Here is a 21,248-nt window from a genome sequence, read left to right on the forward strand (position 1 = left end):
TCTGTATGTTTAAGTATAACGCAGACTTCTATTTTTTTCAAGCTTTAAATTCACATTAATTTTTAAAAACTTGCATATTTTTGGCAAAGTAATCATAGCCGGAATAAATCGTGAAGATAAGGCAAACATAAAGTAAGATTGTGCCAATATAAATGGGATCACCAATTAGTAAGAAAATAATAGACAACATTTGTGTAAATGTTTTAATTTTTCCTGGCATAGCTGCAGCCAAGACTGCACCACCTTGTTCAACCAGTAAAAGGCGAAGTCCAGTCACAGCAAGTTCACGACATACGATGATTGCAACAACCCAAGCTGGAGCTAAGCCTAGAGCAATTAGCATCACAAATGCAGCCATCGTTAACATTTTATCCGCTAAAGGATCTGCAAATTTACCAAAATTAGAAACAACTTTCCACTTGCGCGCCAAATAGCCATCAAGCCAGTCTGTAATTGAAGCTACAGCAAAGATAATTGCTGCAACAATCCATGAAACATAGCTTGTACCCACAGCTGCACCATGTGGCAGATAAAGGACAATGAGAAAGACAGGAATCATAAAGATTCTTAGTATCGTTAGTTGATTAGGGAGTTTTTCTTTTTTCATAATTACTTTCTTCGCTTCTTAGAGTTGGCCTGCTCGTGGCTCAACTTTTTATTGTGTTACAGGTGCTGTAGTGCTTGCATAAGTCACCGTTAATTGCACTTGAACTGGAACGCCTACTGTAAGAGCAGACAAATCGACAGTGCTACCGTTGATTGTCATTGTAAGTCCTTGGGTATTGGACAAGTTAATCACGGAGTTAGTTAATCCTGCTCCGAGCGTTGCTGTAGCTGTATTTTCGGCATCAGATAACGTGCGTACTGTTGCCCAATCCGCATTGGTCAATGAAACAGTTGTCACTGCGCCAGCTGCTGTTGTAAAGACAATTTGTGTTGGGCTCGTAGCATTTTCTACCTTGACATTGAGCTGCGCACCACTTCCAGTAATCGTAATTTGGTTTTGGGGCTCTGGTTTTGATTCAACAGGCTTTTCTGATGATTCTGTTGTTTTCTTTTGTTCTTCTGTTGCCTTTTTTGTTTCGCTCGTTTTATAAGTATAAGACGTATCACTCAAGTCTGGCTTTGGCGGGCGCGTAAGTAATACAACAGCTGTGACACTTCCGACAATGGCTAGTGCAACAGCAGAAAGCAAGATAATGGGAACATAATGACGCCATGCAGGCTTATTACTTTCTTCCTCTTCCTCTTCTACGCGTTCACTTGGTTTCACAAATCGATAAGTTTCTTGGATGTCTTCGTGTTCTTCAACAGACATTGATCCATCCTTCTCATATGCAAACATGATTTGATCTGCATCAAGATCCAACTTTTCTGCATATTGTTTAAGATAAGCTTTAATATAAAAATCACCGGGTAAAGCCTTATAATCCCCTGTTTCTAAAGCAATAATATATAATTTCGGAATATTTGTAAGTTTTTCGGCTTCACTTAGCCCGAGGCCAAGTTCCGTCCTCTTGTCTTTGAGGACTTCGCCTATTGTTTTAATTGCCACCATGTCCTCCTCTCAGCTTTATGAAATACATGGATTTATTCATAACTGTTCGTATTATTTAGGGTAGATGATAAAATCTACAGTTTGCATATTCTCAACAAATTTTTCAGCGTATTTGCTGACTTTTTCAAGGGTTAATCCTGATAAAATTTCAGGTAAATCAAAGAAGTTAATCTCGCCATAAATATTTGATGAAAATTGATTGGCGATATATTCTAAAGAGTTTAGGGATTTATAATAGTCCCCTAGTGTTTCACGTTTCAGTATTTCTAGATTTTCTTTTTCAAAATCCTTATCTATTTTATAACTTTTTAGGGCTTCCTGCAAAACTTTACTTACTTGCTCTGGTTTTTCAGTATCTACTGTAATATTCGCAAAGTGAAAACTTTTATCCATATCAAAACCATAGCCAAAAGAATCATCAACTAAACCTGCATTATACATTTCCTCATAACGATGACTTGTTTTCCCAAAAAGCATATCGAGAAGCAACTGATTTGAAAGTTTATATTCTAATAATTCGCGGGCATCAGTTGGTAAAGCATCTTCTCCACGAAAACCAAGAGCCAACTTGGGCATCGCAACTTCAAACGCAAGAGTTTTTCCTGCAATCGGCTGACTCCCCTCAACAGTTTTTCTCTGTATGGGTTCAGCTTTAACAAAAGCTTTCTTCTCTTGATTCTCATTTACAAATGCAGCCATGTAATCCACATCAAAAGGACCTGTTAAAAAGAGGTTCATGTTTGAGGGATGATAAAAAGTTTCATAGTTAACATACAAGTCAGCTGCGGTAATTTCCTTAATCGAACGTGGAGTACCAGCAATATCATCTGCCAATGGTGACTCAGGATAAAGCGAAGCTAAAAGCCCTGCAAACAAACGCCAGTCACTATCATCTTGATACATCTGGATTTCTTGTTGAATAATACCTTGCTCTTTTGCAACATTTTCTTCCGTAAAGTAAGGTTCTTGCACAAAATCAAGCAGTAAGTTCACACACTCATAGATATTTTCACGTGTCGAAAAAAGATAAGACGTTCTCGAAAAGCTTGTAAAAGCATTGGTTTGCGCCCCATAGGCTCCAAACTTGTACATTACATCCCCTTCTTTTTTCTCGAAGAGTTTATGCTCCAAAAAGTGAGCGATACCTTCTGGAAAAGTCTTTATCTCTTGACTTCCCATAGGGACAAAAGAGGTATCCAATGACCCAAAGTTTGTCGTAAAAAGACCGTAGGTACGATTGTAATCAGGTTTCGGTAAGTAATAAACCGTTAAACCGTTGGCTAGAACATCAGTATATAAGATTTCACCCGTTTTTTCATATCTCTTCTTCTGCATAAACTTCTCCTTTCATGAAATATTGAGCCTGTAGTTTTAAACTTTGCGCCAAGCGCATAATATCTTCTTTGCTCACAGCTTCTAATGCTTTCAAAAAAGTTGCTTCATCAACATAAAGTTCAGGCAAAACTTCGTGAATAAAAGCTTGTTCGATGAGATTCGAAGAAGAGTCAAGCGACATGAAGTAAGAATTTTTTAGCATTGTTTTAGTTTGCTCAATTTCTTGTGCGGTAAAGTCTCCAGATTGCATGGCTTGAAGTTGTTCTAGAATCAGCTCTCGTGCCTGTTGATAATTTCCTGCATCAATTCCTGCATTAACTCTTAGCAGGCCTGTAAAACTATCAAAAGCTGAACTTGCATAGTAAGCCAAGCTTGCCTTTTCACGGACATTCATAAATAATTTAGAATGTGCAAAGCCACCAAAAAGGCCATTCATCACTTGTAAAGTCATGTAATCCTTGCTGCCATAAGTTGTCGGTTGCGCAAAAGCCATTTGTAAAATAGACTGTTGCACCTCCTTAGCTTCGATTTTTTCTTGATAATCCTTGAGCTCTTGCTTATAAAAAATTTCAGAATGCCTCTGACGATCCTTAAAGTCAAAGTTTTGGAACAAACGTACAACTTCAGCTTCTTCCACATCACCTAGAACAAAAATATCAATCAGATTGTGATTAAGCATTTCAGTGTAATAATTAAAAACAGCTTCTGCTGTTTCTGACTGCAAAAGTCCCACAGTTGCTACACCTGGGAGAGATTGATTTGGATCCGTAAAGAAAAGGGCAGCCAACTGACGGCTGGCATAATAAGAGCGATCTTCATTCATAGCTTTAAGGTAGTTGATGAGATTTGTCTTTTCCCGCTGGAAAACTTCAACATTATTATCTGGACTAAAGAGCGCTTTATGCATAAAGTCAACGGCACCTGCCAAAGTATCCACATCAACAAACTTAGGATTAACAAGATTCATATGAATGCTTAACAAATGTTGACTGCCTTTTTTATTTACTGCAGTTGAGAAAGATGTCCCATAAAGTTCTGACAAGCGGCTTGAAAATGCTTGAGCTGTTGGGTATGCTGCATTGGTCGTTTCCCATAAATTAGAGATAATCACACGCTTAGCAATATTTTCTCGCGAAAGTTCTTCACGAAAGCGCACCATGAGACGTATTGTTTTGAATTTTGTTTCTTTTATAACATGGAGATTTACTCCGCTGGCTAGTTTCATAGATATCCCTTGTCTACTCCTCTTTTTAAGTTTAAAGGAACTTCTTTTAATCCTAAAAAGAGCAGGAGCTGTAATATCTCTATTATAGCAAATTTTCCACTATTTTTGAGACTCTTTATGCTAAAATAGAGTTATGCAAAATTACATTTTATTTGAAGAATACATCACCTTAGGACAAGTCATTAAAGAATTGGCCATTGTCAATACAGGAGGCCAAGCTAAGCTTTTTCTCGCTGAAAATGAAGGCAATATTTTCTTAAACAAGGAAGCTGAAAATCGCCGTGGCAAAAAACTGCGTGCGGGAGATGTTTTGGAGATTCCTGAATTTGGACTGATTCTCACATTTGTCCAAGCTTCTGAAGAAGAAATTGCTGAACGTGAAGAAGATAAGGCCGAGGAAGAACGCGTCAAAGCACTTGTCAAGAAAATGAACGCTCAAGTCAAAACTCAAAAACCCAAAAAAGCGGCCAAGCCAAGATTCCCCGGCGCTAAATAAGCATGAAACTTAACAATATACAGCTCTATAATTTCCGAAATTATGATAAGCTTTCCCTTGAATTTCATCCCAATCTCAATATCTTTTTAGGACAGAATGCCCAAGGTAAAACTAATCTTTTAGAAAGTATCTACTTTCTTGCTTTAACACGTAGCCACCGCACCCATCATGATCGGGAACTGATTCGGTGGGATGCCAAAGAAATGAAGGTTTCTGGTACTGTCACAAAAGGTCACAGTAATATCCCTCTAGAAGTTGCTTTGACTCCTAAAGGACGTACGGCTCATGTCAATCATTTGAAAGAAAACCGCTTAGCAGACTATATCGGTCAGCTGAACCTTATCATGTTTGCACCTGAAGATTTAGAACTTATCAAAGGTGCACCAAGCATTCGCCGTCGCTTTCTGGATATGGAGATTGGTCAAATACGCCCCGTTTATCTTTATGATTCGGTGCGCTATAACCGCGCTTTAAAAGAGCGCAATGCTTACCTCAAGATGGAACGCAAACAGATTGACACTACTTTTTTAGATGTTTTAGACAGCCAACTGGCAGAACACGGTCAGAAGATTAGTACTGAACGTCAAAATTTTATTGACAAACTAGAAAAGCTGGCACAAAAAATTCATGCTCAACTCACTCATGGGCTTGAGGAGCTGCAGATTAATTATAAAGTTAATTCCACAGCTCTCTTAGAAGATTTGAAAAGCGCACGTGATAAGGATATCTTTCGTCATCAGACCTCTGTCGGTCCTCACCGAGATGATTTGACTTTTTTTGTCAATGGTATTAATGTTGCGGACTTTGGCAGCCAAGGCCAACAAAGAACCGTTGCTTTATCTGTCAAGCTCGCTGAGATTGATTTAATTTTTGAAGAGACTGGAGAATATCCTATTCTTTTGCTCGACGATGTCATGAGTGAGCTCGATAATAGCCGTCAGTTGGATCTTTTAGAAACAACGCTCGGAAAAACACAAACCTTTATTACTACAACGACGCTTGACCACCTCAAAAACCTGCCAGAAAACTTAAGTATTTTCAATGTGAAGCAAGGAGAAATTGAAACAAATGGACAAGAAAGAACCACCACTGACTGAGGATAACCTGTTCAAATTTAAGGCACTGGAGGCAGAAGGGGATTCTACGTTATTAAAACGTATTTCCCTTCTTGTTGAACAAGAACGTGAATTGCGCCAACAAAAAGATAAACTCGAAGAAGATTTACGTGTATTGGTTCATATCAAAAATAGCCATTACTCACAATTAGAGCAAAAAAATTCGGAACATTAATTCCGAATTTTTTTACGTTATTTATAAGCCAAGTAACTCTCTTAAACCATAATGATTGCCAATCAAGCCAAAAGCTGCAAAGATAGACAAACCGATAATTACAAAAAGAACAATAATTTCTACACGAGAAAGTGTCTTACCATTTTCTTTCTTCGCTAAGTAGTAGAAAATAAAACCAATTGCATAGAGAATCGAAGCCATCCAAACATACTGCCAGCCTGAAAGCCACAGCGCTAAAATTTGGAAAGCAAGGGCCACAAAGCCAATGACTATATTTTTTGTATTTTTTTCTTCAAGACCGTGTTTCATCATATATGCACCGACCAAAGCGTAACAGATCATGATACATGCTGTACAGAGGTACACCATTACATTATAAGCATTTGCGACATAAAAAGTAACGATGATGAAAAATTGAACAAAGATTTGTGTAAGCCAAAGAGAATTTGCAGGAGCGTTATGTTTATTTAAGCGTCCAAACCATTCTGGGAGTAATTTTTGATTGGCCAACTGTGTTGTTGATTCCACTGGAAGCATCGTCCATGATATCCAAGCCCCTAAAACGGAAACAACAAGACCACTGGCCATCAATGCGCCTCCAAAGCTACCAAGCATATCTTTTAGCATATAAACCATGCCTGGCGTTTTCATGGCAGCTAATTCTGCTTGATCATAATAGCCGAAAGGTAGGAGTGAAAGCAAGATGTAGATAAAAAGTAAAACGATAAGACCAATGATTGTCGCGCGGCCTGCATCAGATTTTTTCTTGGCACGATCGCCCATCATTGCCGCACCTTCAATCCCGACAAAGACCCAAATCATGACCATAAGAGAGCTTTTAACTTGATCGAGTAAGCCGCCAGCGGTCATTGACCCTTGAGCTAGAACCAAGCCTTGAGTATTTTCTGTAATATTGTTCCAAAAACCTGCAGTGAATACTCCTGCTTTGAACATAAAGATCCCTGTAATCATAAAAACAAAGATTGGGATTAATTTACAAACCAGAACAATGGTATTCACAATCGCTGCAGATTCGACCCCTTTACTCACCATCAAAGCTAAAAGCCAAGAAAGAATCGATACGGACACTACTGCAAAAACGCTTAGACTTCCATTTGCATCTGCAAATTTACCAGGGAAAAAGTAATCCATAGATATCATCATGAGCACGGCAAAGGCAATATTACCTAACCATGTGGACAACCAGTAACCCCACCCAGAAAGAAAACCTACCAAATCGCCAAAGCCTTCTCGCGCATAATCAGAAACCCCTGAAAGTTGTGGTTTGTTAATAATCAGATAGTTTAAGCTCAAGACAAGCGCTAAAAGCCCTAAACCAACGAAGAGCCATGCTACGATTACACCACCTGCAGTTGCTCCATTGGCTAAATCGTTGGAAAGGTTAAATACCCCACCACCAATAGCACTGGAGACAACGATGGAGACAAGGGCTATCAGCCCCATCCCTTTTTTATTTTCCATTTATTTTTCCTATAATTCCATTTTATTTATATTGAAATATTTTCTTAATATAACATTTTTTGCATTTTCATGCAACTTTCATCTGCTTTCAATCCTGTTTTCTTTATATTTTTACATTTTGAAGCGTTTTCTTACAAAAATAACGAAAAAGCAACCCAAATTAAAAGATTGCTTTTTCCATTTGTATTAATATCCATTTGGATGAGAGCTATGCCATTTCCAAGCATTCTCGATAATATATTCTAAATTATTTTTCACGTGCCAATCCAAGACTTCTCCTGCTTTCGTCGAGTCTGCCACCAACATATCTGGATCGCCAGGACGACGTTCTCCCATTTGTGATGGAATTTCTTTACCGGTAACACGGCGTGCAGTTTCCAAGACCTCAAGGTTAGAGTAGCCTTTTGAAGAGCCAAGATTAAACTGATCCGAAGCACCGCCCGCTTTAAGATATTCTAAGGCTTTGATGTGTGCTTCAATCAAATCTTCCATGTCAATATAGTCACGTACGCATGTACCATCAGGCGTATTGTAATCATCGCCATAGATAGTGATAAACTCACGTTGGCCTAAAGCTGTTTGTAAAATAAGCGGAATCAAATGCGTTTCATTTTTATGTGCTTCACCAATGCTTCCGTCATGTTTAGCACCAGCAACATTGAAGTAGCGCAGTGCTACATAAGTCATATCCGTTGCCTCTGATTGCCACTTCATCATTTTTTCCATGATGAGTTTGCTTTCGCCATAAGGATTGATTGGTTTTTGTGGAGTTTTTTCAGAAATAGGGCTTTCTTCGGGTATTCCAAAAGTTGCAGCCGTACTCGAAAAGACAATATGCTTAATACCAAATTTTTCCATGGTTTCAAGAATAACCTGTGCCCCACCAACATTATTATTAAAATACATCAGGGGTTTTTGCATTGATTCACCTACCAATGAATAGGCACAAAAGTGCATTAAACCTTCGATATCTTTTTCTTTTGTAAAAACATCAGCCAAAAAAGCTTGATCGCGCACATCTCCTTCATAGAAGCGTACATCTGCTGGGACAGCTTCACGATGTCCTGTCACAAGATTGTCTACAACGGCCACATCATAACCACGTGCTACTAGAATATCAACAGCATGGCTACCTACATAACCTGCGCCTCCAAGTACTAAGACTGTCATTTATTTATCCTCCATTACTTTGATGTACAAAGTTTTTAAATACTATTTATCAATCACTTACAAGTATAACCTTATTCATTTATAAAATCAATGAAGCGCTTAAACCCGGCATATCCTGCTTTGTCATCTTTAAATACTCCCGCATCTTGCAATACTCTTGTAAAGACAGCTCCAACTGCTTCACGGACATACTCTGAGACATTTTCTTCAGTAAAATCCCCTTGATTTTTTAACTCTTGTGCCCAAGGTAAGTGCATATCTTTCATATGATGTGGCTTTCCTAAGAGATACTGTTCCACTTCTTGCAGTTCATTTTTCAATCGCGGAGGTAAAACAGCCAAACCCATGACCTCAATCAGGCCAATATTTTCTTTCTTGATATGATGCAGGTCTGCATGAGGATGAAAAATCCCATCAGGATATGTTTCATTAACATTATTGTCTCGCAAGACTAAATCCATCTCGTAAGCCCCCTCACGTTTACGAGCGATTGGCGTAATCGTATGGTGTGGCGTACCATCAGCAGAATGAGCAATGACATCAATGCTTGTATCCGAATACTGTTGCCATTTCTTCAAAATGTAGTCCGCAAGTGTCAAAAGCTGCCCTTTGTCCTCAGAAGACAAACGTACCACACTCATAGGCCAATTCACAATGCCAACTGCTACTTCTGGAAAAGCTTTGAAGGCTACTTGTTCTCTTAATTTGGCTTTAGCCATCGGAAATTCATGACGTCCTGCTTGATAGTGATCATGGGTCAAAATAGAACCCCCAACAATTGGTAAATCAGCATTGGATCCAATCATATAGTGAGGGAACAAATCCAAAAAGTCCAAGAGATTACTAAAAGATCGGCGATTAATTTTCATTGGCTTGTGCAAGTTGTTGAGCACAATTGAGTGTTCATTATAATAAGCATAAGGCGAATACTGAAAGCCCCATTCTTCATCCTGTAATTTTAAACGGATGAGGCGATGATTGCTTCGTGCAGCTTTATTCCCTCCACCATAAAGCCCTTCGTTTTCAATACAGAGCGCACAGGCTGGATAACTAGAATCCTTGACTAATTTAGCTGCAGCGATAGCTTTTGGATCTTTCTCCGGTTTTGAGAGATTGATTGTGATTTCTAAATCGCCATATTTTGAGTGATAATTAAAGGCGATATTTTTTGCGATATCTCTCGTCTTGACCTGATTAATTTCCTGAGTCAGTCCATAAAAATAATCTGTTGCTTTTTTAGGACTCTCTTGATAATTCTTCCAGAACTCACGATTAATTTGACTTGGTGTTGGACTAATAAAGTCCATCAGAGCCGCTTCATAAAACTCTTCTTCTTCTGGCGAAAAAGCTTGATTGTCGCGTGCAAGGATCATGAGCTGATCCATTAAAGTTAGTGCATCATGTTCTTCTGTAACTTGTGGTTCGTCCCAATCGTTCATCCCCAAGAAATGGAGTAATTGATTACGCCAATATATTTTATCAAGCGTTTCAATTCGATGATTTTTTTCTGCTAAATTAATAAATTCTTGAACAGCTTGATATTTTTCCATTTTTACTTTTCCTACTCCACATCCAGTTTTGTTGATCCTGAACCAATTTGGGCGACATAAAAGCTTGCTGGATAGCCAACTACTTTTTCATATTCCGCTCCCACTGCTTCTTCAAAATCTGCGACTTTATCATGAGCGACTAAAGCAATTGCACAACCGCCAAAGCCTGCACCTGTCATACGTGCGCCTAATACACCTGCTTGTTTTTGTGCGGTTTCAGCCAGCGTATCAAGTTCAATCCCAGTCACTTCATAGTCGTCTTTGAGGGAAGCGTGTGAAGCATTAAGTAATTCACCAAACTTCGTCAAATTACCAGCAACAAAAGCTTTTTGTGCTATTTTTGTACGGTTATTTTCATATACGGCATGGCGCGCACGTTTAATCAGGGTTTCATCACCAATCAAGTCTGTATTGGCATCAAAATCCTCATTAGAAAGTTCACCCAGGGATTCAATAGCTAATTTACTTTGCATACGTTTCAATGCTTCACGTGTTTCAGCAAAACGCTCATTATATTTTGATTCTGTTAAAGCACGTGGTTTGTTTGTGTTCATGATGACAATATCATAATCACGTAATTCTACCGGCACCATTTCATACTTAAGAGTATTACAGTCCAATAAAATCGCTTTTTTCACTTCACCAAAACCAATCGCAAACTGGTCTAAAATACCAGAGTTGACACCAATGAATTCATTTTCCGTTTTTTGTCCGAGTTGTACCAACTCCAAGCGTGGGACTTGTAAATTAAACAGGTCGTCTAAAACTACACCGACTAAAAGTTCCAAAGAAGCTGAAGATGATAAACCAGAAGCTGTTGGAATTTCACCATTGATAAGTAGTTCAAAACCTTTATCGATGGTATAGCCTGCACCTTGAAGCATCACTATCATTCCTTTAACGTAATTTGACCAACTGTCATCATCTTTTTCCTTGACCTCTGTTAAAGCAAATTCGATAAGACCTGCTTCTGGAAAGTTTTGTGAAAAAAGTCGGATTTTTGTATCTTCACGTAAACGGGCCAAACCTGTTGTCCCAAGTGTAATTGAGGCTGGGAAAACGTAGCCGCCGTTATAGTCGGTATGTTCACCAATCAAGTTAATACGACCTGGCGAAAAGAAGTATTCCACATTTTCTGTATCCCCAAATACTTTTTCAAAACTGTTTGTTAATGCTGTTAAAACTTTACTGTTTTCCACGATTGTTGTCATTTTCTTTTCCTCATTTTTTCTCTTCTTTATGGAGTTTATAAATTGTTTTTGAATAGTATTTCTCACCTGCTTTGAGTGTGATATCACCCAACTCCGGAATTTGTTGACTGCCTGGCGCCACTTGTGTTTCAAAAGTGATTCCGCCATGATTTACTTCTTTTTTTCCTTGATACACTGCACCAGATTCGCCAAAATTTGCTGAAAAAATAACAATACTTGGACGATCAGTATAAACAGAGATACTTAACTCTTCAAAGCTTAAACGTGCTTGCTCCTTCTCTATGCTTGGCTCATCTAAAAGGAAAGGATGATCAAGACCATCAACCAAAATCACTTGCTCCATAGTACTTTGAAAGACTTCCGAGAGCCTTTTGCCTGAACGCAAATCTAAGTCTGTACCCGCTAACTCCGCAATATCTCCACGTACTACCTCGCTCTTGTCTAACAAAGGAACAAAACGAGAGGCACCTAAACGCAAGAAATGGTTGTCTATACTTTGAGCTACATCTCCAGACAAATTAAAGTAAACATGACCTGTAGGGTTAAACACCGTGTCTTTATCAGAAACGGCATCATATTCAATGGACCAAGCGCCATTTTCATCAAAACTTTGAGTTACAGTAACTTGTATCTGTCCTGGATAGCCATTTTCACCATCGTTTGACGTCAAGTAAAATTGAACTTTTGCTTGTTCTGCTTCTTGAAAAACTTCAAACTGCCAGAGTTTACTTTCAAAGGAATCTTGCCCTCCATGTAAGGTTTGCGCAGCTTCATTTTGTTGCAATTGTACGTTCCTGCCTGCTATCTTCACTTGACCGTCTTTGATACGGCCAGCTGTTCGGCCAATTGTGGCACCAGGATAGTTATCTTTTTCGACATATTCTTGTGTAGAATCAAAGCCCAAAACGATTTTCTTACCATTGACTGTCCAATCCACGATTCGGGCACCGTAATTGCTCAATGAGAGCGTATCTCCTGCCTTGTTTGTTAAACAAATCAAATGCGCGCCTAAGCCAAAGTCTTTTGTTGTTATTTCCATAATTCACCTGTCTTTAAATAAGGAGAGCTAGCGTCACCGCTAGTCCTTATCTTTATTTTAATTTATTTTCGAGTTCCGCAACAATTTCTTTATGACGTTTCTCTGTTAATTTTACCTTAAGAAGATAAATCGTGAGTGAGATAATCATCAGAACGGCTGGAAGAGCGAAGGCATAAAGCTTAAAGGTCGTTACCCCGTAAACTTTATGTGGATCAAAAGTTGAACCGGTCATACCAGCTGCAATCGCCACAAACCCAAAGATCCCATTAGAGAAAGCACCAGCAATTTTATCCAGTAACGGACGCATTGCCAAAGTGACTGCTTCATTACGCACACCATTTTTCCATTGACCATATTCTACAGAGTCTGTGATTGTCATCAAAACTGATAAGAACACAAGCTGATAAGGTGTAGTCAGAAAGATAAGACCGAGAATTGTCATTGGCACTGAACTTCCAAAGATAAAGAAAGCATAACCGACAAGCATCGAGAGAATTGCACCTGTCAAAACTTTACGACGGCCAAATTTCTTCGCTAAGACAGGGAACAGTGGTACTAAGACGATAGAGCCGATAAAGCCGACAATCCCTGTAATTGAATACAGTGCAGCTTGTCCTAAAACGAAGGTAAACATCAAGATCAAAGTTGCTGTTGTTGCGACATAGGCTAAAGCAAACAAGATATAAGACAATGACAACCACATCAGCTGATCATTTTTCAATAAAGCTTTAAACACATCAATGGTTGTTGTTTTTTGTGATTGTTGACGGATAACAGAATCCTTTTCTTGGGTACCCCAAGCTGTAATTAAGGCTGTTCCACCTGAAACAATCGCAGCAATGACACCAAATGCAAACCAACCTGATGCACCTTGGGCATGGTGCCCCGTCATGAGTTGAGTGAATCCATAGGTAATCGGGATAACGAGAATAGTTGTTCCTTGAGCACCAATAGCTGAACCAAAACGGGCAAATGTTCCGAGTGACTCACGTTCTTCATTCTTTTCAGAGAGCGCAGGAATCATTGACCAAAAGGCAATGTCCTTGAAGGAATAAAAAGCATCCAGAATGACAAAAGAAATGATAAAGACAATAATAAATAAGGTTGTATTGGAACTTTTGGCTAATCCAAAGAAGTCTGAAAACATCAATACAATCATTACAGATGATATTAAACCGCCAGCAACCAACCAAGGTTTAAATTTTCCCCAACGCGTGCGTGTGTTGTCAATAATACTCCCAATAATGGGATCAAAAACAATTTCTACCAATCGAATAATGACGACAAGTGATGTCACAAGGGCAATCATTGCATCTTCATGTTCACTACCTGCAAACATTTGACTCGTAACAAAAGCAATAAAGAACACGCTAATTGCTGCATAATAGGTATCGTGACCCAAAGCACCTAAAGCATACGAAATTCTTTGTTTCATTTTTCCTCCCTCCATCGGGAACCTCCTTTTTCGATTTCCTTACACCGAAATCGCTTACATTAATATGATAGCATTTTCTTATTTGGAAAAGTTTCCCATTGGGTAAAGAAGGCAGGAAATACTTCCTAAAATACCGCTTACAAAAGCTAAGAATGTAAGTTGTGGTTCACAACTCGCTTCGCTCCCTGCGTATTATCGTTCTAATTTGCTAAAGCAAAAAGAACTTTATGTTGTTCACAACTCGCTTCGCTCCCTGCGTATTATCGTTCTAATTTGCTAAAGCAAAAAGAACTTTATGTTGTTCACAACTCGCTTCGCTCCCTGCGTATTATCGTTCTAATTTGCTAAAGCAAAAAGAACGATAATAAAAGCAAAGCTCCTTGGCTTTGCTTATTATTTGTTTTTCATTGTTTTTTATAAATAGAGTAAGCATCAAAGAGGACACGTACTAAAATATACAAGGGCAGTCGACTATGGACATCAAGATCAAAATAATTAACTTCTAAAGAGCTTTTATAGCCAATTAGGGAGACATCTGCAAGACGTACTAATGGACTTTGCTCCGTTACAGTCAAGGTCAAAATTTTTGCACCATGGGTTTTTGCCACTTCGGTTGCTTCAATCAGTTCTAAAGTTTCGCCACTCAAGGACAAATTGATGATTAAGCTGTTCTCTTTGACAAAACTTGCATAATAAGTCATATATTTATAGTCATCATGAAGTGTCACTGGCTTATGGAAAAGTTGAAGCTTCTTCATCATCTCTACAGCAGCATGAGTGGAAAGACCACGCGCAAAGAGAATGATCTCACCAGCTTGGTCAATAGCACGCACGGCTTGTTCAATAGCAGGAGCCGAAATATTATGAATGGTCCGTAGGAGTTCTTCTTCGTTTTTACCAATTGCGGCCAAAACTTCATTTGAAAAACCATTAATATTGGGAAGTGGCTTTTCTTTTATCGAATAGCGAAATTCGGCATAGCCCGAAAAACCTTTTTTCCTCACTGTGCGATTAATCGTTGATAAAGAGCAATGAGCTAATTCTGCCAAATCTGTAATAGAAAGTTGGGGAATTTCATCATAATGCTCTTGAATTACTTGCCATGTATAGGCTTCGGCACTTGATAACTTTTGGTTAACCATGTTTCCTCTCCTAATATTTTAAACGGTCAATTTGAATCCCTGTATACTGACTAATTGCATCAATAGCATGATAATAGCGCCCGAGATAAGCGCGTGTGTCACGCGTCGTTTCTTCATCATCTAAACGTACAACTTTTTCAGCAAGTGCTTGCTCTGCTATCTCCCTTAAAAGTGCTTCGTCATTATCAGATGGAATTAAAAGCACCAGATCCATATCCGGAGATAGAGTATTATCAATAAAGATTATACCTTGATTTCCGGCTGAAGTGATAGCCTGTTCAATATCCTTTGCAAAGGGGGCATTGTTAAAAGTACGTGCTAAACGTCTAGCCAAGGTTGACTTACCACTTTGTCGGCCACCAATTATACCAACAATTTTAGTGAAATGTCTACGAAAAGCGGGATTTATCTCGTTCCAGTACAACAATGGATTTTCACGTATGTCTGTTGCGGATATCTTAATATCTTGCCTATCAGCCATTTCTACCTTATAGGTACGCAAATCTTGCGGAAAACGTGCACTGAGCTCAGTTACATATTCCGGCTCTCCCACATAAAAAGTAATTTCCTGGCTCTGGTAATTTTTTAATAAGTCAAACAAACGTTTAAACCAAGCATCCCATCCTTGTGGCATCGGAGGTAAATCCGTTTCATCTAACATTGCAACCTCAATGTCCTCTTCATCAGCAAAAGCTTCCTGTAAATAGTGATAACGTAGGGCTAGAGGCAAGCCAATCTTATCACCTCGATCATGAGTATAGCCTGATACGACTAAGAGAACCTGATCATTAAGTGCAGCACACTTGTAAATCTGTTGCTGGTGCCCCTTATGAAAAGGAGCAAAAGTACCAAAATAAACGCCTAATCTTGTCTTTTCTGTCATTACGCTCCTCTATTTAATCTTTTTAAGCACGCACTGTTTTAGCCGCACCTGATTTTTCGTAAAGATTGATTAAGCCTGCACCTGATTTACGGATCATATCTCCAGGTTGTACAGGCGTTTCCACATCAATATGTAAAAGGGTCATTGGATTTGGTGCACGGTCGATAGATTCTCCTGTTTCTGCCAAACGTAAGTTTTTAATTGTTGTTTCAGAATGACGGAAGCCAGGCCCATAAAATTCAATCGTATCACCTTCTGTAATGACGTTCCGTTGACGAATCGTCGCAACCTTACTGTCTTCATCGTAAGCAACAACTTCGCCAATAAACTTATATTCTGGAATTTTACGACGTGCACCAAAAAGTTGTTTATTTTCATCAGGAATACCATAATAAAAGCCTGTATCCAATTCACGTTGCGCCACTTTCCAAAGTTCATCAACCAAATCTGGCTTAATAGCCTCAAACTTTTCCGGACTTTCTAGATAAGCATCAATGGCCGCTTTGTAAACATTTGAAACTGTTGAAACGTAGTGAATAGATTTCATACGTCCTTCAATTTTCAAGGAATTTACACCATTTTTGATCATATCAGGAATATGTTCAATCATGCTCATATCAACTGCAGACATTGAAAATTCTTCGGGAATTTCACCTTTGATTGATTTGCGCTCACTACCAAAAGGCATATCATAGAGGTCATATTTCCAACGGCATGATTGTGAACAGCCACCTCGATTGGCATCACGCATGCTCATATAGTTTGAAAGTACACAGCGTCCACTATAAGAAATACACATAGCACCATGGACAAAAGCTTCAATTTCCACAGATGTATGTTTTCGGATTTCTGCTAATTCTTCCATAGAAACTTCACGGGCTAAGACGACACGTTCCAGTCCTAAACCTTGCCAGAATTCTAAAGTTTCGTAATTCGTTGCTGAAGACTGCGTAGAGAGATGAATTGGTAAACCTGGTGCTTCGGCTGCACAAATTGCTATCAATGCAGGATCCGAAACGATCACTGCAGAAATTCCTAAATCACGCAGTGTACGGAACCATTCGCCTGCACCTTCCTCATTCCCTTCGTGTGTGACCATATTGGCCGCAACATATACCTTAGCATTGTGGGCTGAAGCATACTCTACGCCTTCACGCATCTCATCAAAGGTAAAGTTACCTGCGCGTGATCGCAAACCGTAGGCTTGTCCACCGATATATACAGCATCTGCGCCATAATCAATCGCTACTTTAAGTTTTTCCAGTGTGCCTGCAGGTGAAAGTACCTCAGGTCTTGTATAATTTTCTTGCATTTTTTCTCCTATTTTCAAGATAAGATTTTTGATAAGGTCTGCCGACCAAAACTTCTTTAATAAAATAAACTATGGTTTTAATAAAACTTTGCCAATATTTTTTCCAGACTCTAAATACTGATGAGCTTCCTTACCTTCAGATAAGGGAAATACAATTGCTTCCGCTGTTTCAACTTTTCCTCTTTCAAAGTAATCAAAGAGACGCTGACTTCGGCGTTCCCTTTCAGAAAAGCTGGTCAAAAAATCCCATAAGTCACCCGTTAGGATATTTTTGGATTTAGACATCATCTTCACGAGATCAATTTGTGGCGGATTGCCTCCCGCCATACCAAAGAAAATCAGACTTCCTCTGTTCCTCAAAAGCTCTAAATTTTTATTCACAGTGCTGCCCACGCCATCATAAACCGTATCAAATTTAATAGACAACGCTTGTCGCCACTCATCCGTTCGGCTTGGATAGACTTGACACACTCCACGAGAAAGGGCCAAAGCTTGTTTTTCTGCATTCGATGCCGTACCATATACTTCCATACCATCTGCCACAAGAATTTGAGACAAGATCTGCCCGACACCACCGCTAATTCCTGTAACAAATACTTTGTCCCCTATTTGATTTTTCCCTAAATCATGCGCTAAGAAATCTGCAGTCAAACCTTGAAGACCAATACTGGCGGCTAACTTTAAATCAATATTATCAGGCAAATAAATCAGCTTTTCTTTAGGCACAGCAACATATTCAGCATTAGCAAAGGGAACATCGACAAAAAGAACTTTTCTTCCTTTCTGCTTCCCTTCGACAATTTCACCAGAACCTTCGTATCCATTAATATAAGGATGGTGTTCCTCGATATGATAGCCTCCTCGGCGGCGATAAATATCTGCAAAATTGAGGCCAATATATGCCGTTTTGACTAAAACTTCATCTTCTAGCACTTGTGGCAAGGGAACTTTGCCATATTTAAGGACATCACTATCCCCAAATTCTTCAAAATACAAAGCTTTCATCATTTAATTTTACCTGGGTCTAAGTCATAGAAACCATGTGATAAAGTACGCCCTGCTGGATGAAGTTTACGCACTTCTTCTTCAAGCTGAAAGGCCTTATCTGCAGTGAAATTTCCTGCTACAATGGCATTTTTCGCTTCTACAAACAACTTCGTAATGGCAACAAAATCCGCACCGCGTGTAAAGATACCGTCCAGTTTCCAATGGTCAAAGCCCATTTTTACCAGTTCCGAGAGCTCGCTCATCATATTAAGATCATCGTTAGCAAAAATGTGTGTACCATGATTGTCTTCAAAGATACTATAGTGGGTATCTTCCTTTTTGGGTTCCGAAACAAATAGATTACGTTCACGATCTTTTCCTGTCTCTTCTGTCTTAATAAAATTGTAGTAATTTTGCACTAAAGGACGTTTACTTTGATGAATAACAGTTGCTCCATAAACCAATACCTCGCCGGGTACATCTAAGTTTCCCGTCATGGCTTCAAGTTCCGGTTTGGGAAGCTCCCGTGCTAACACAGCTTCGACAGCACCTTGGCCCGCCCAGAAGTTGATTTGGCGGCTTGAAGTCACCATGGTAGAAGCATCATAAGTAAAAGGCAAGTCATATTTGTCTCTTTGAAGCACGAAGATAACTCCTGCATCTCCTACGGCTATGCGATCTACTTGAATATCTTGCAAGAAGTCTAAGTAGGGTTTTATTTTAGCCATCATATCAACGTGCATCAATGCATTTACAGCAACAGTCACTGTTTTTCCTGCTTCATGTGCAAGAGCTGTAATCTCACGAATTTCATCGTAACTAAGCGCTGTGGGTAAGCGTAACCCAAACTCGGCTTCACCAATATAAAGGTTGTCAGTTCCAGCAGCAAGTAGAGCCTTGGCTTGCTCCACACTTTCTGCGGTAGTAGTAATTTTAATCATAGACTAAATTATATCACTATTTATCGCTCTTGACACGTCAGATTTTCATTTTATTTTATTTTCCGATTAACAAAAAAGTAATATAAGACATGAAATTGTATTGCAAACATTTACATAATTTGTTATGATGTAGTATAGAGCTTAATTATCAGGAAAACTTAGGAAAAAAACTATGGAATTAAAAAATTTAAACGATTTCTATGAGAAGCAAGAATACTATTCATATGATGAGCTACATGAACAAGAAAGCCATCTTACCAAACGTGTGCACGAGCTGACTTTCTTTCTTAATGTCGCAAGCTTTTCAGTCATCATGGCAATGATGGTCTATATTTTTATTACAATGACAAGCAGTTTAGTTGCTGTTCCAGCTGCTCTTGTTGTTGGTTTTATCGTTTTCCTTGTTTGTAAAAAAGGAATCAAAAAGATTGTACACCTCCTCATGAAATAATAAATTTTATGTTCTAACAGAAAAAACCTCAAGAAGAGGTTTTTTATTTTTGCCCGATTAAAACTTGCACATGAATAGTTGCCTGGGTGGGGGGATTTTTTCTTGCTGCTTCTTTTATCTTAGAGGATACCGCCCATTCTAAAGGACTCATTTCCAGAAAATCTAAACGAAGGGCCTCAGGAATCTCAAAACTATAATGAAGTTCTTTTTCCACGGCATTAGGATATTCCTGCTCAAAGCGTTGAATAACCTCTGTATTGTCATAGTTAACTGGAAAGCCATATACTTTACGCAACTCTTGAAGATAATATCGATCTGGTACAATCTTGATGATATTCCCCCCTGACTGTAACACTCGATTAAACTCTTTATAGTTTGAAGGTGTAAAAATATTTAAGACACTCGAAATAGAAGCATCAGCAAAAGGTAGTCTTGTCAAATCTGCCAAACTTAGAAAAGCTGAAAAAGGCAAATCAGTCGCCATTTCAATACCATCTTTTGCAATATCAAAGCCAAATTTGTTCCCTTGGTAAGACAACAACTCCAAAAACTTGCCTTCACCTGTACCCACATCCAACAAATTGCCAGATAAAAGGGCTTTTTCAATTTCCTTAAGTACAGGTGTGTACATGCCAGCAGCGATTAAGCGACGTCTGGGTTCAAACATCTTCTTTGTATAATGTTCCGTATCTGCTTTTGTTTGTAAAAAGTTAACATACCCTTTTTTATTTAAATTGAAGGTATGCTTATTCTCACAACGCAGTGCATAAGGCTCCAAAGCAAAGGAAGTGTGGCATAAAGGACAGCTGAGACTTTCGAGATTTTTTTCTAAATAAACATAGGCTTTTTCAATTTTTTTTAACATAAACCTATTATAGCATTTCATCAGATGCTTTAACTTTTCTGGATCCAAGTAATCCTATAAAGCGTAGGAATCACAAATATCCAAGAAAATATTTTTTCTATTTATGCAGTATTTTATATCAAATCGCATGCCTCGTTTGCTATACACTAGCTTTTTATTCATTAAAAACAGCAAAGCTACTTTTTTTGTTATAATAAAGAAAAAGTCAGAAAAGGAAATAAAGAAGCCAATGATTATTCGTGAACTTTGTGTTGAAAATTTTACTGAAATTCCTCAAGCAATTGCTGCAGGAGTCGAGCGTATTGAACTTTGTGATAACCTTGCTGTGGGTGGAACAACACCAAGCTATGGTGTCATTCAGCAAGCCGCTGAATTTATCGGAGACCAAAAGACAACTTTAGCTGTTATCATCCGCCCACGTGGAGGCAATTTTGTCTATAATTCTTATGAATTAAAAATCATGGAAAATGATATTCTCAAAGCTATCGAAGCTGGTGCACAAAATCTCGTTTTAGGCGCTCTAACAGAAGACAATCAAATTGACGTTGAAGCCCTTGAAACACTTATGGTGGCTTCTCAAGGTCTTCCTGTGACCTTCCACATGGCCTTTGATGAGATTGAGGACCAGCATGCTGCCATCGATACATTGGTCGAAGCTGGCGTCGAAAAAATTCTTATGCATGGAGACAGTCTCGACAAGCCACTCAATACCGAAAAAATTGCAGATCTTGTTAAATATGCGAAAGGAAGAATTGCTATTATTATTGGTGGTGGTGTAACTGTTGATAACTATGAAGAATACGCAAACTTAACAGGTACAAACTTTGTCCATGGAACAAAAATTATTGCAAAATAAAAAAAAACAGCTTAAGCTGT

At 38.7% G+C, this 21,248-nt stretch carries 21 protein-coding genes; 5 read left to right on the top strand and 16 right to left on the bottom strand.

Annotated features, from left to right (window positions below):
* Positions 1-55: 55 nt before the first annotated feature.
* Genes pgsA through yfmF form a run of 4 tightly spaced genes read right to left on the bottom strand, consistent with a single transcriptional unit; the run spans position 56 to position 4,118 of the window.
* On the bottom strand, positions 56-607 hold the full coding sequence (gene pgsA / locus P3G65_RS09540; RefSeq protein ID WP_019292204.1) for a CDP-diacylglycerol--glycerol-3-phosphate 3-phosphatidyltransferase: 552 nt from the start codon (positions 605-607) through the stop codon (positions 56-58).
* Positions 608-655: 48 nt separating this feature from the next.
* Positions 656-1,558, bottom strand: a complete 903-nt coding sequence (locus P3G65_RS09545; RefSeq protein WP_019292205.1) for a RodZ family helix-turn-helix domain-containing protein — start codon at positions 1,556-1,558, stop codon at positions 656-658.
* Positions 1,559-1,609: 51 nt separating this feature from the next.
* A complete protein-coding gene (yfmH, locus tag P3G65_RS09550) occupies positions 1,610-2,893 on the bottom strand; it encodes an EF-P 5-aminopentanol modification-associated protein YfmH (RefSeq protein ID WP_019292206.1) in 1,284 nt (427 codons plus the stop codon).
* Positions 2,874-4,118: an EF-P 5-aminopentanol modification-associated protein YfmF gene (gene yfmF / locus P3G65_RS09555; protein ID WP_019292207.1), complete on the bottom strand. Its 1,245-nt coding sequence runs from the start codon at positions 4,116-4,118 to the stop codon at positions 2,874-2,876. The genes yfmH and yfmF overlap by 20 nt, the downstream gene beginning before the upstream one ends.
* Positions 4,119-4,251: 133 nt before the next feature.
* Between yfmF and P3G65_RS09560 the strand changes: the two genes are divergently transcribed.
* From P3G65_RS09560 to P3G65_RS09570, 3 genes are read left to right on the top strand one after another with little or no spacing between them, the layout of a single operon-like run.
* Positions 4,252-4,614, top strand: coding sequence for an RNA-binding S4 domain-containing protein (locus P3G65_RS09560; RefSeq protein WP_019292208.1), 363 nt, complete (start codon positions 4,252-4,254; stop codon positions 4,612-4,614).
* 2 nt (positions 4,615-4,616) lie between these two features.
* On the top strand, positions 4,617-5,711 hold the full coding sequence (recF, locus tag P3G65_RS09565) for a DNA replication/repair protein RecF (RefSeq protein WP_019292209.1): 1,095 nt from the start codon (positions 4,617-4,619) through the stop codon (positions 5,709-5,711).
* Positions 5,683-5,904, top strand: coding sequence for a transcriptional regulator (locus P3G65_RS09570; protein ID WP_019335376.1), 222 nt, complete (start codon positions 5,683-5,685; stop codon positions 5,902-5,904). The genes recF and P3G65_RS09570 overlap by 29 nt, the downstream gene beginning before the upstream one ends.
* A 21-nt stretch (positions 5,905-5,925) precedes the next feature.
* Here P3G65_RS09570 and P3G65_RS09575 read toward each other — a convergent pair whose 3' ends face one another.
* The 11 genes from P3G65_RS09575 to P3G65_RS09625 all read right to left on the bottom strand — a co-directional run bounded on the left by P3G65_RS09575 (position 5,926) and on the right by P3G65_RS09625 (position 19,056).
* Positions 5,926-7,386: a basic amino acid/polyamine antiporter gene (locus P3G65_RS09575; protein WP_019292211.1), complete on the bottom strand. Its 1,461-nt coding sequence runs from the start codon at positions 7,384-7,386 to the stop codon at positions 5,926-5,928.
* A gap of 186 nt (positions 7,387-7,572) precedes the next feature.
* The gene (gene galE, locus P3G65_RS09580; RefSeq protein WP_019292212.1) at positions 7,573-8,556 is read right to left on the bottom strand and encodes a UDP-glucose 4-epimerase GalE; all 984 of its coding nucleotides are present in this window, start codon (positions 8,554-8,556) and stop codon (positions 7,573-7,575) included.
* Positions 8,557-8,627: 71 nt separating this feature from the next.
* Positions 8,628-10,106: a UDP-glucose--hexose-1-phosphate uridylyltransferase gene (galT, locus tag P3G65_RS09585; protein ID WP_019292213.1), complete on the bottom strand. Its 1,479-nt coding sequence runs from the start codon at positions 10,104-10,106 to the stop codon at positions 8,628-8,630.
* Between the two features lie 11 nt (positions 10,107-10,117).
* Positions 10,118-11,317 carry a galactokinase gene (locus tag P3G65_RS09590; protein ID WP_019292214.1) on the bottom strand — a complete coding sequence of 400 codons (1,200 nt, stop codon included), beginning with the start codon at positions 11,315-11,317 and terminating at the stop codon, positions 10,118-10,120.
* A 10-nt stretch (positions 11,318-11,327) separates the two neighbouring features.
* On the bottom strand, positions 11,328-12,356 hold the full coding sequence (locus P3G65_RS09595) for a galactose mutarotase (RefSeq protein WP_019292215.1): 1,029 nt from the start codon (positions 12,354-12,356) through the stop codon (positions 11,328-11,330).
* 52 nt (positions 12,357-12,408) lie between these two features.
* The gene (locus tag P3G65_RS09600) at positions 12,409-13,806 is read right to left on the bottom strand and encodes a glycoside-pentoside-hexuronide (GPH):cation symporter (protein WP_019292216.1); all 1,398 of its coding nucleotides are present in this window, start codon (positions 13,804-13,806) and stop codon (positions 12,409-12,411) included.
* 389 nt (positions 13,807-14,195) lie between these two features.
* Positions 14,196-14,933: a MurR/RpiR family transcriptional regulator gene (locus P3G65_RS09605; RefSeq protein WP_019292217.1), complete on the bottom strand. Its 738-nt coding sequence runs from the start codon at positions 14,931-14,933 to the stop codon at positions 14,196-14,198.
* A gap of 10 nt (positions 14,934-14,943) precedes the next feature.
* Positions 14,944-15,816 carry an adenylyltransferase/cytidyltransferase family protein gene (locus P3G65_RS09610; RefSeq protein ID WP_019292218.1) on the bottom strand — a complete coding sequence of 291 codons (873 nt, stop codon included), beginning with the start codon at positions 15,814-15,816 and terminating at the stop codon, positions 14,944-14,946.
* 22 nt (positions 15,817-15,838) lie between these two features.
* Entirely contained in the window at positions 15,839-17,128 is a 1,290-nt protein-coding gene (locus P3G65_RS09615; protein WP_003133356.1) for a U32 family peptidase, read from the bottom strand.
* 69 nt (positions 17,129-17,197) lie between these two features.
* Positions 17,198-18,136 carry a zinc-binding dehydrogenase gene (locus P3G65_RS09620; RefSeq protein WP_019292219.1) on the bottom strand — a complete coding sequence of 313 codons (939 nt, stop codon included), beginning with the start codon at positions 18,134-18,136 and terminating at the stop codon, positions 17,198-17,200.
* Positions 18,133-19,056: a peptidase U32 family protein gene (locus tag P3G65_RS09625; protein ID WP_019292220.1), complete on the bottom strand. Its 924-nt coding sequence runs from the start codon at positions 19,054-19,056 to the stop codon at positions 18,133-18,135. The genes P3G65_RS09620 and P3G65_RS09625 overlap by 4 nt, the downstream gene beginning before the upstream one ends.
* A 172-nt stretch (positions 19,057-19,228) precedes the next feature.
* On the opposite strand from P3G65_RS09625, the gene P3G65_RS09630 reads away from it, so the two are divergent.
* The gene (locus P3G65_RS09630; RefSeq protein ID WP_019294186.1) at positions 19,229-19,507 is read left to right on the top strand and encodes a DUF3270 domain-containing protein; all 279 of its coding nucleotides are present in this window, start codon (positions 19,229-19,231) and stop codon (positions 19,505-19,507) included.
* Between the two features lie 43 nt (positions 19,508-19,550).
* Here P3G65_RS09630 and P3G65_RS09635 read toward each other — a convergent pair whose 3' ends face one another.
* Positions 19,551-20,372, bottom strand: coding sequence for a putative RNA methyltransferase (locus P3G65_RS09635; protein WP_019292222.1), 822 nt, complete (start codon positions 20,370-20,372; stop codon positions 19,551-19,553).
* A gap of 229 nt (positions 20,373-20,601) precedes the next feature.
* On the opposite strand from P3G65_RS09635, the gene P3G65_RS09640 reads away from it, so the two are divergent.
* On the top strand, positions 20,602-21,228 hold the full coding sequence (locus P3G65_RS09640; protein WP_019292223.1) for a copper homeostasis protein CutC: 627 nt from the start codon (positions 20,602-20,604) through the stop codon (positions 21,226-21,228).
* Positions 21,229-21,248: the final 20 nt, after the last annotated feature.

The organism is Lactococcus sp. bn62 (assembly GCF_029492705.2).
GTDB classification, from domain to species: Bacteria; Bacillota; Bacilli; order Lactobacillales; family Streptococcaceae; genus Lactococcus; species Lactococcus petauri.

Coding starts and splice junctions, on each gene's coding strand:
- pgsA (WP_019292204.1), bottom strand. CDS start 607: ATGAAAAAAGAAAAACTCCCTAATCAACTAACGATACTAAGAATCTTT.
- P3G65_RS09545 (WP_019292205.1), bottom strand. CDS start 1,558: ATGGTGGCAATTAAAACAATAGGCGAAGTCCTCAAAGACAAGAGGACG.
- yfmH (WP_019292206.1), bottom strand. CDS start 2,893: ATGCAGAAGAAGAGATATGAAAAAACGGGTGAAATCTTATATACTGAT.
- yfmF (WP_019292207.1), bottom strand. CDS start 4,118: ATGAAACTAGCCAGCGGAGTAAATCTCCATGTTATAAAAGAAACAAAA.
- P3G65_RS09560 (WP_019292208.1), top strand. CDS start 4,252: ATGCAAAATTACATTTTATTTGAAGAATACATCACCTTAGGACAAGTC.
- recF (WP_019292209.1), top strand. CDS start 4,617: ATGAAACTTAACAATATACAGCTCTATAATTTCCGAAATTATGATAAG.
- P3G65_RS09570 (WP_019335376.1), top strand. CDS start 5,683: ATGGACAAGAAAGAACCACCACTGACTGAGGATAACCTGTTCAAATTT.
- P3G65_RS09575 (WP_019292211.1), bottom strand. CDS start 7,386: ATGGAAAATAAAAAAGGGATGGGGCTGATAGCCCTTGTCTCCATCGTT.
- galE (WP_019292212.1), bottom strand. CDS start 8,556: ATGACAGTCTTAGTACTTGGAGGCGCAGGTTATGTAGGTAGCCATGCT.
- galT (WP_019292213.1), bottom strand. CDS start 10,106: ATGGAAAAATATCAAGCTGTTCAAGAATTTATTAATTTAGCAGAAAAA.
- P3G65_RS09590 (WP_019292214.1), bottom strand. CDS start 11,317: ATGACAACAATCGTGGAAAACAGTAAAGTTTTAACAGCATTAACAAAC.
- P3G65_RS09595 (WP_019292215.1), bottom strand. CDS start 12,356: ATGGAAATAACAACAAAAGACTTTGGCTTAGGCGCGCATTTGATTTGT.
- P3G65_RS09600 (WP_019292216.1), bottom strand. CDS start 13,806: ATGGAGGGAGGAAAAATGAAACAAAGAATTTCGTATGCTTTAGGTGCT.
- P3G65_RS09605 (WP_019292217.1), bottom strand. CDS start 14,933: ATGGTTAACCAAAAGTTATCAAGTGCCGAAGCCTATACATGGCAAGTA.
- P3G65_RS09610 (WP_019292218.1), bottom strand. CDS start 15,816: ATGACAGAAAAGACAAGATTAGGCGTTTATTTTGGTACTTTTGCTCCT.
- P3G65_RS09615 (WP_003133356.1), bottom strand. CDS start 17,128: ATGCAAGAAAATTATACAAGACCTGAGGTACTTTCACCTGCAGGCACA.
- P3G65_RS09620 (WP_019292219.1), bottom strand. CDS start 18,136: ATGATGAAAGCTTTGTATTTTGAAGAATTTGGGGATAGTGATGTCCTT.
- P3G65_RS09625 (WP_019292220.1), bottom strand. CDS start 19,056: ATGATTAAAATTACTACTACCGCAGAAAGTGTGGAGCAAGCCAAGGCT.
- P3G65_RS09630 (WP_019294186.1), top strand. CDS start 19,229: ATGGAATTAAAAAATTTAAACGATTTCTATGAGAAGCAAGAATACTAT.
- P3G65_RS09635 (WP_019292222.1), bottom strand. CDS start 20,372: ATGTTAAAAAAAATTGAAAAAGCCTATGTTTATTTAGAAAAAAATCTC.
- P3G65_RS09640 (WP_019292223.1), top strand. CDS start 20,602: ATGATTATTCGTGAACTTTGTGTTGAAAATTTTACTGAAATTCCTCAA.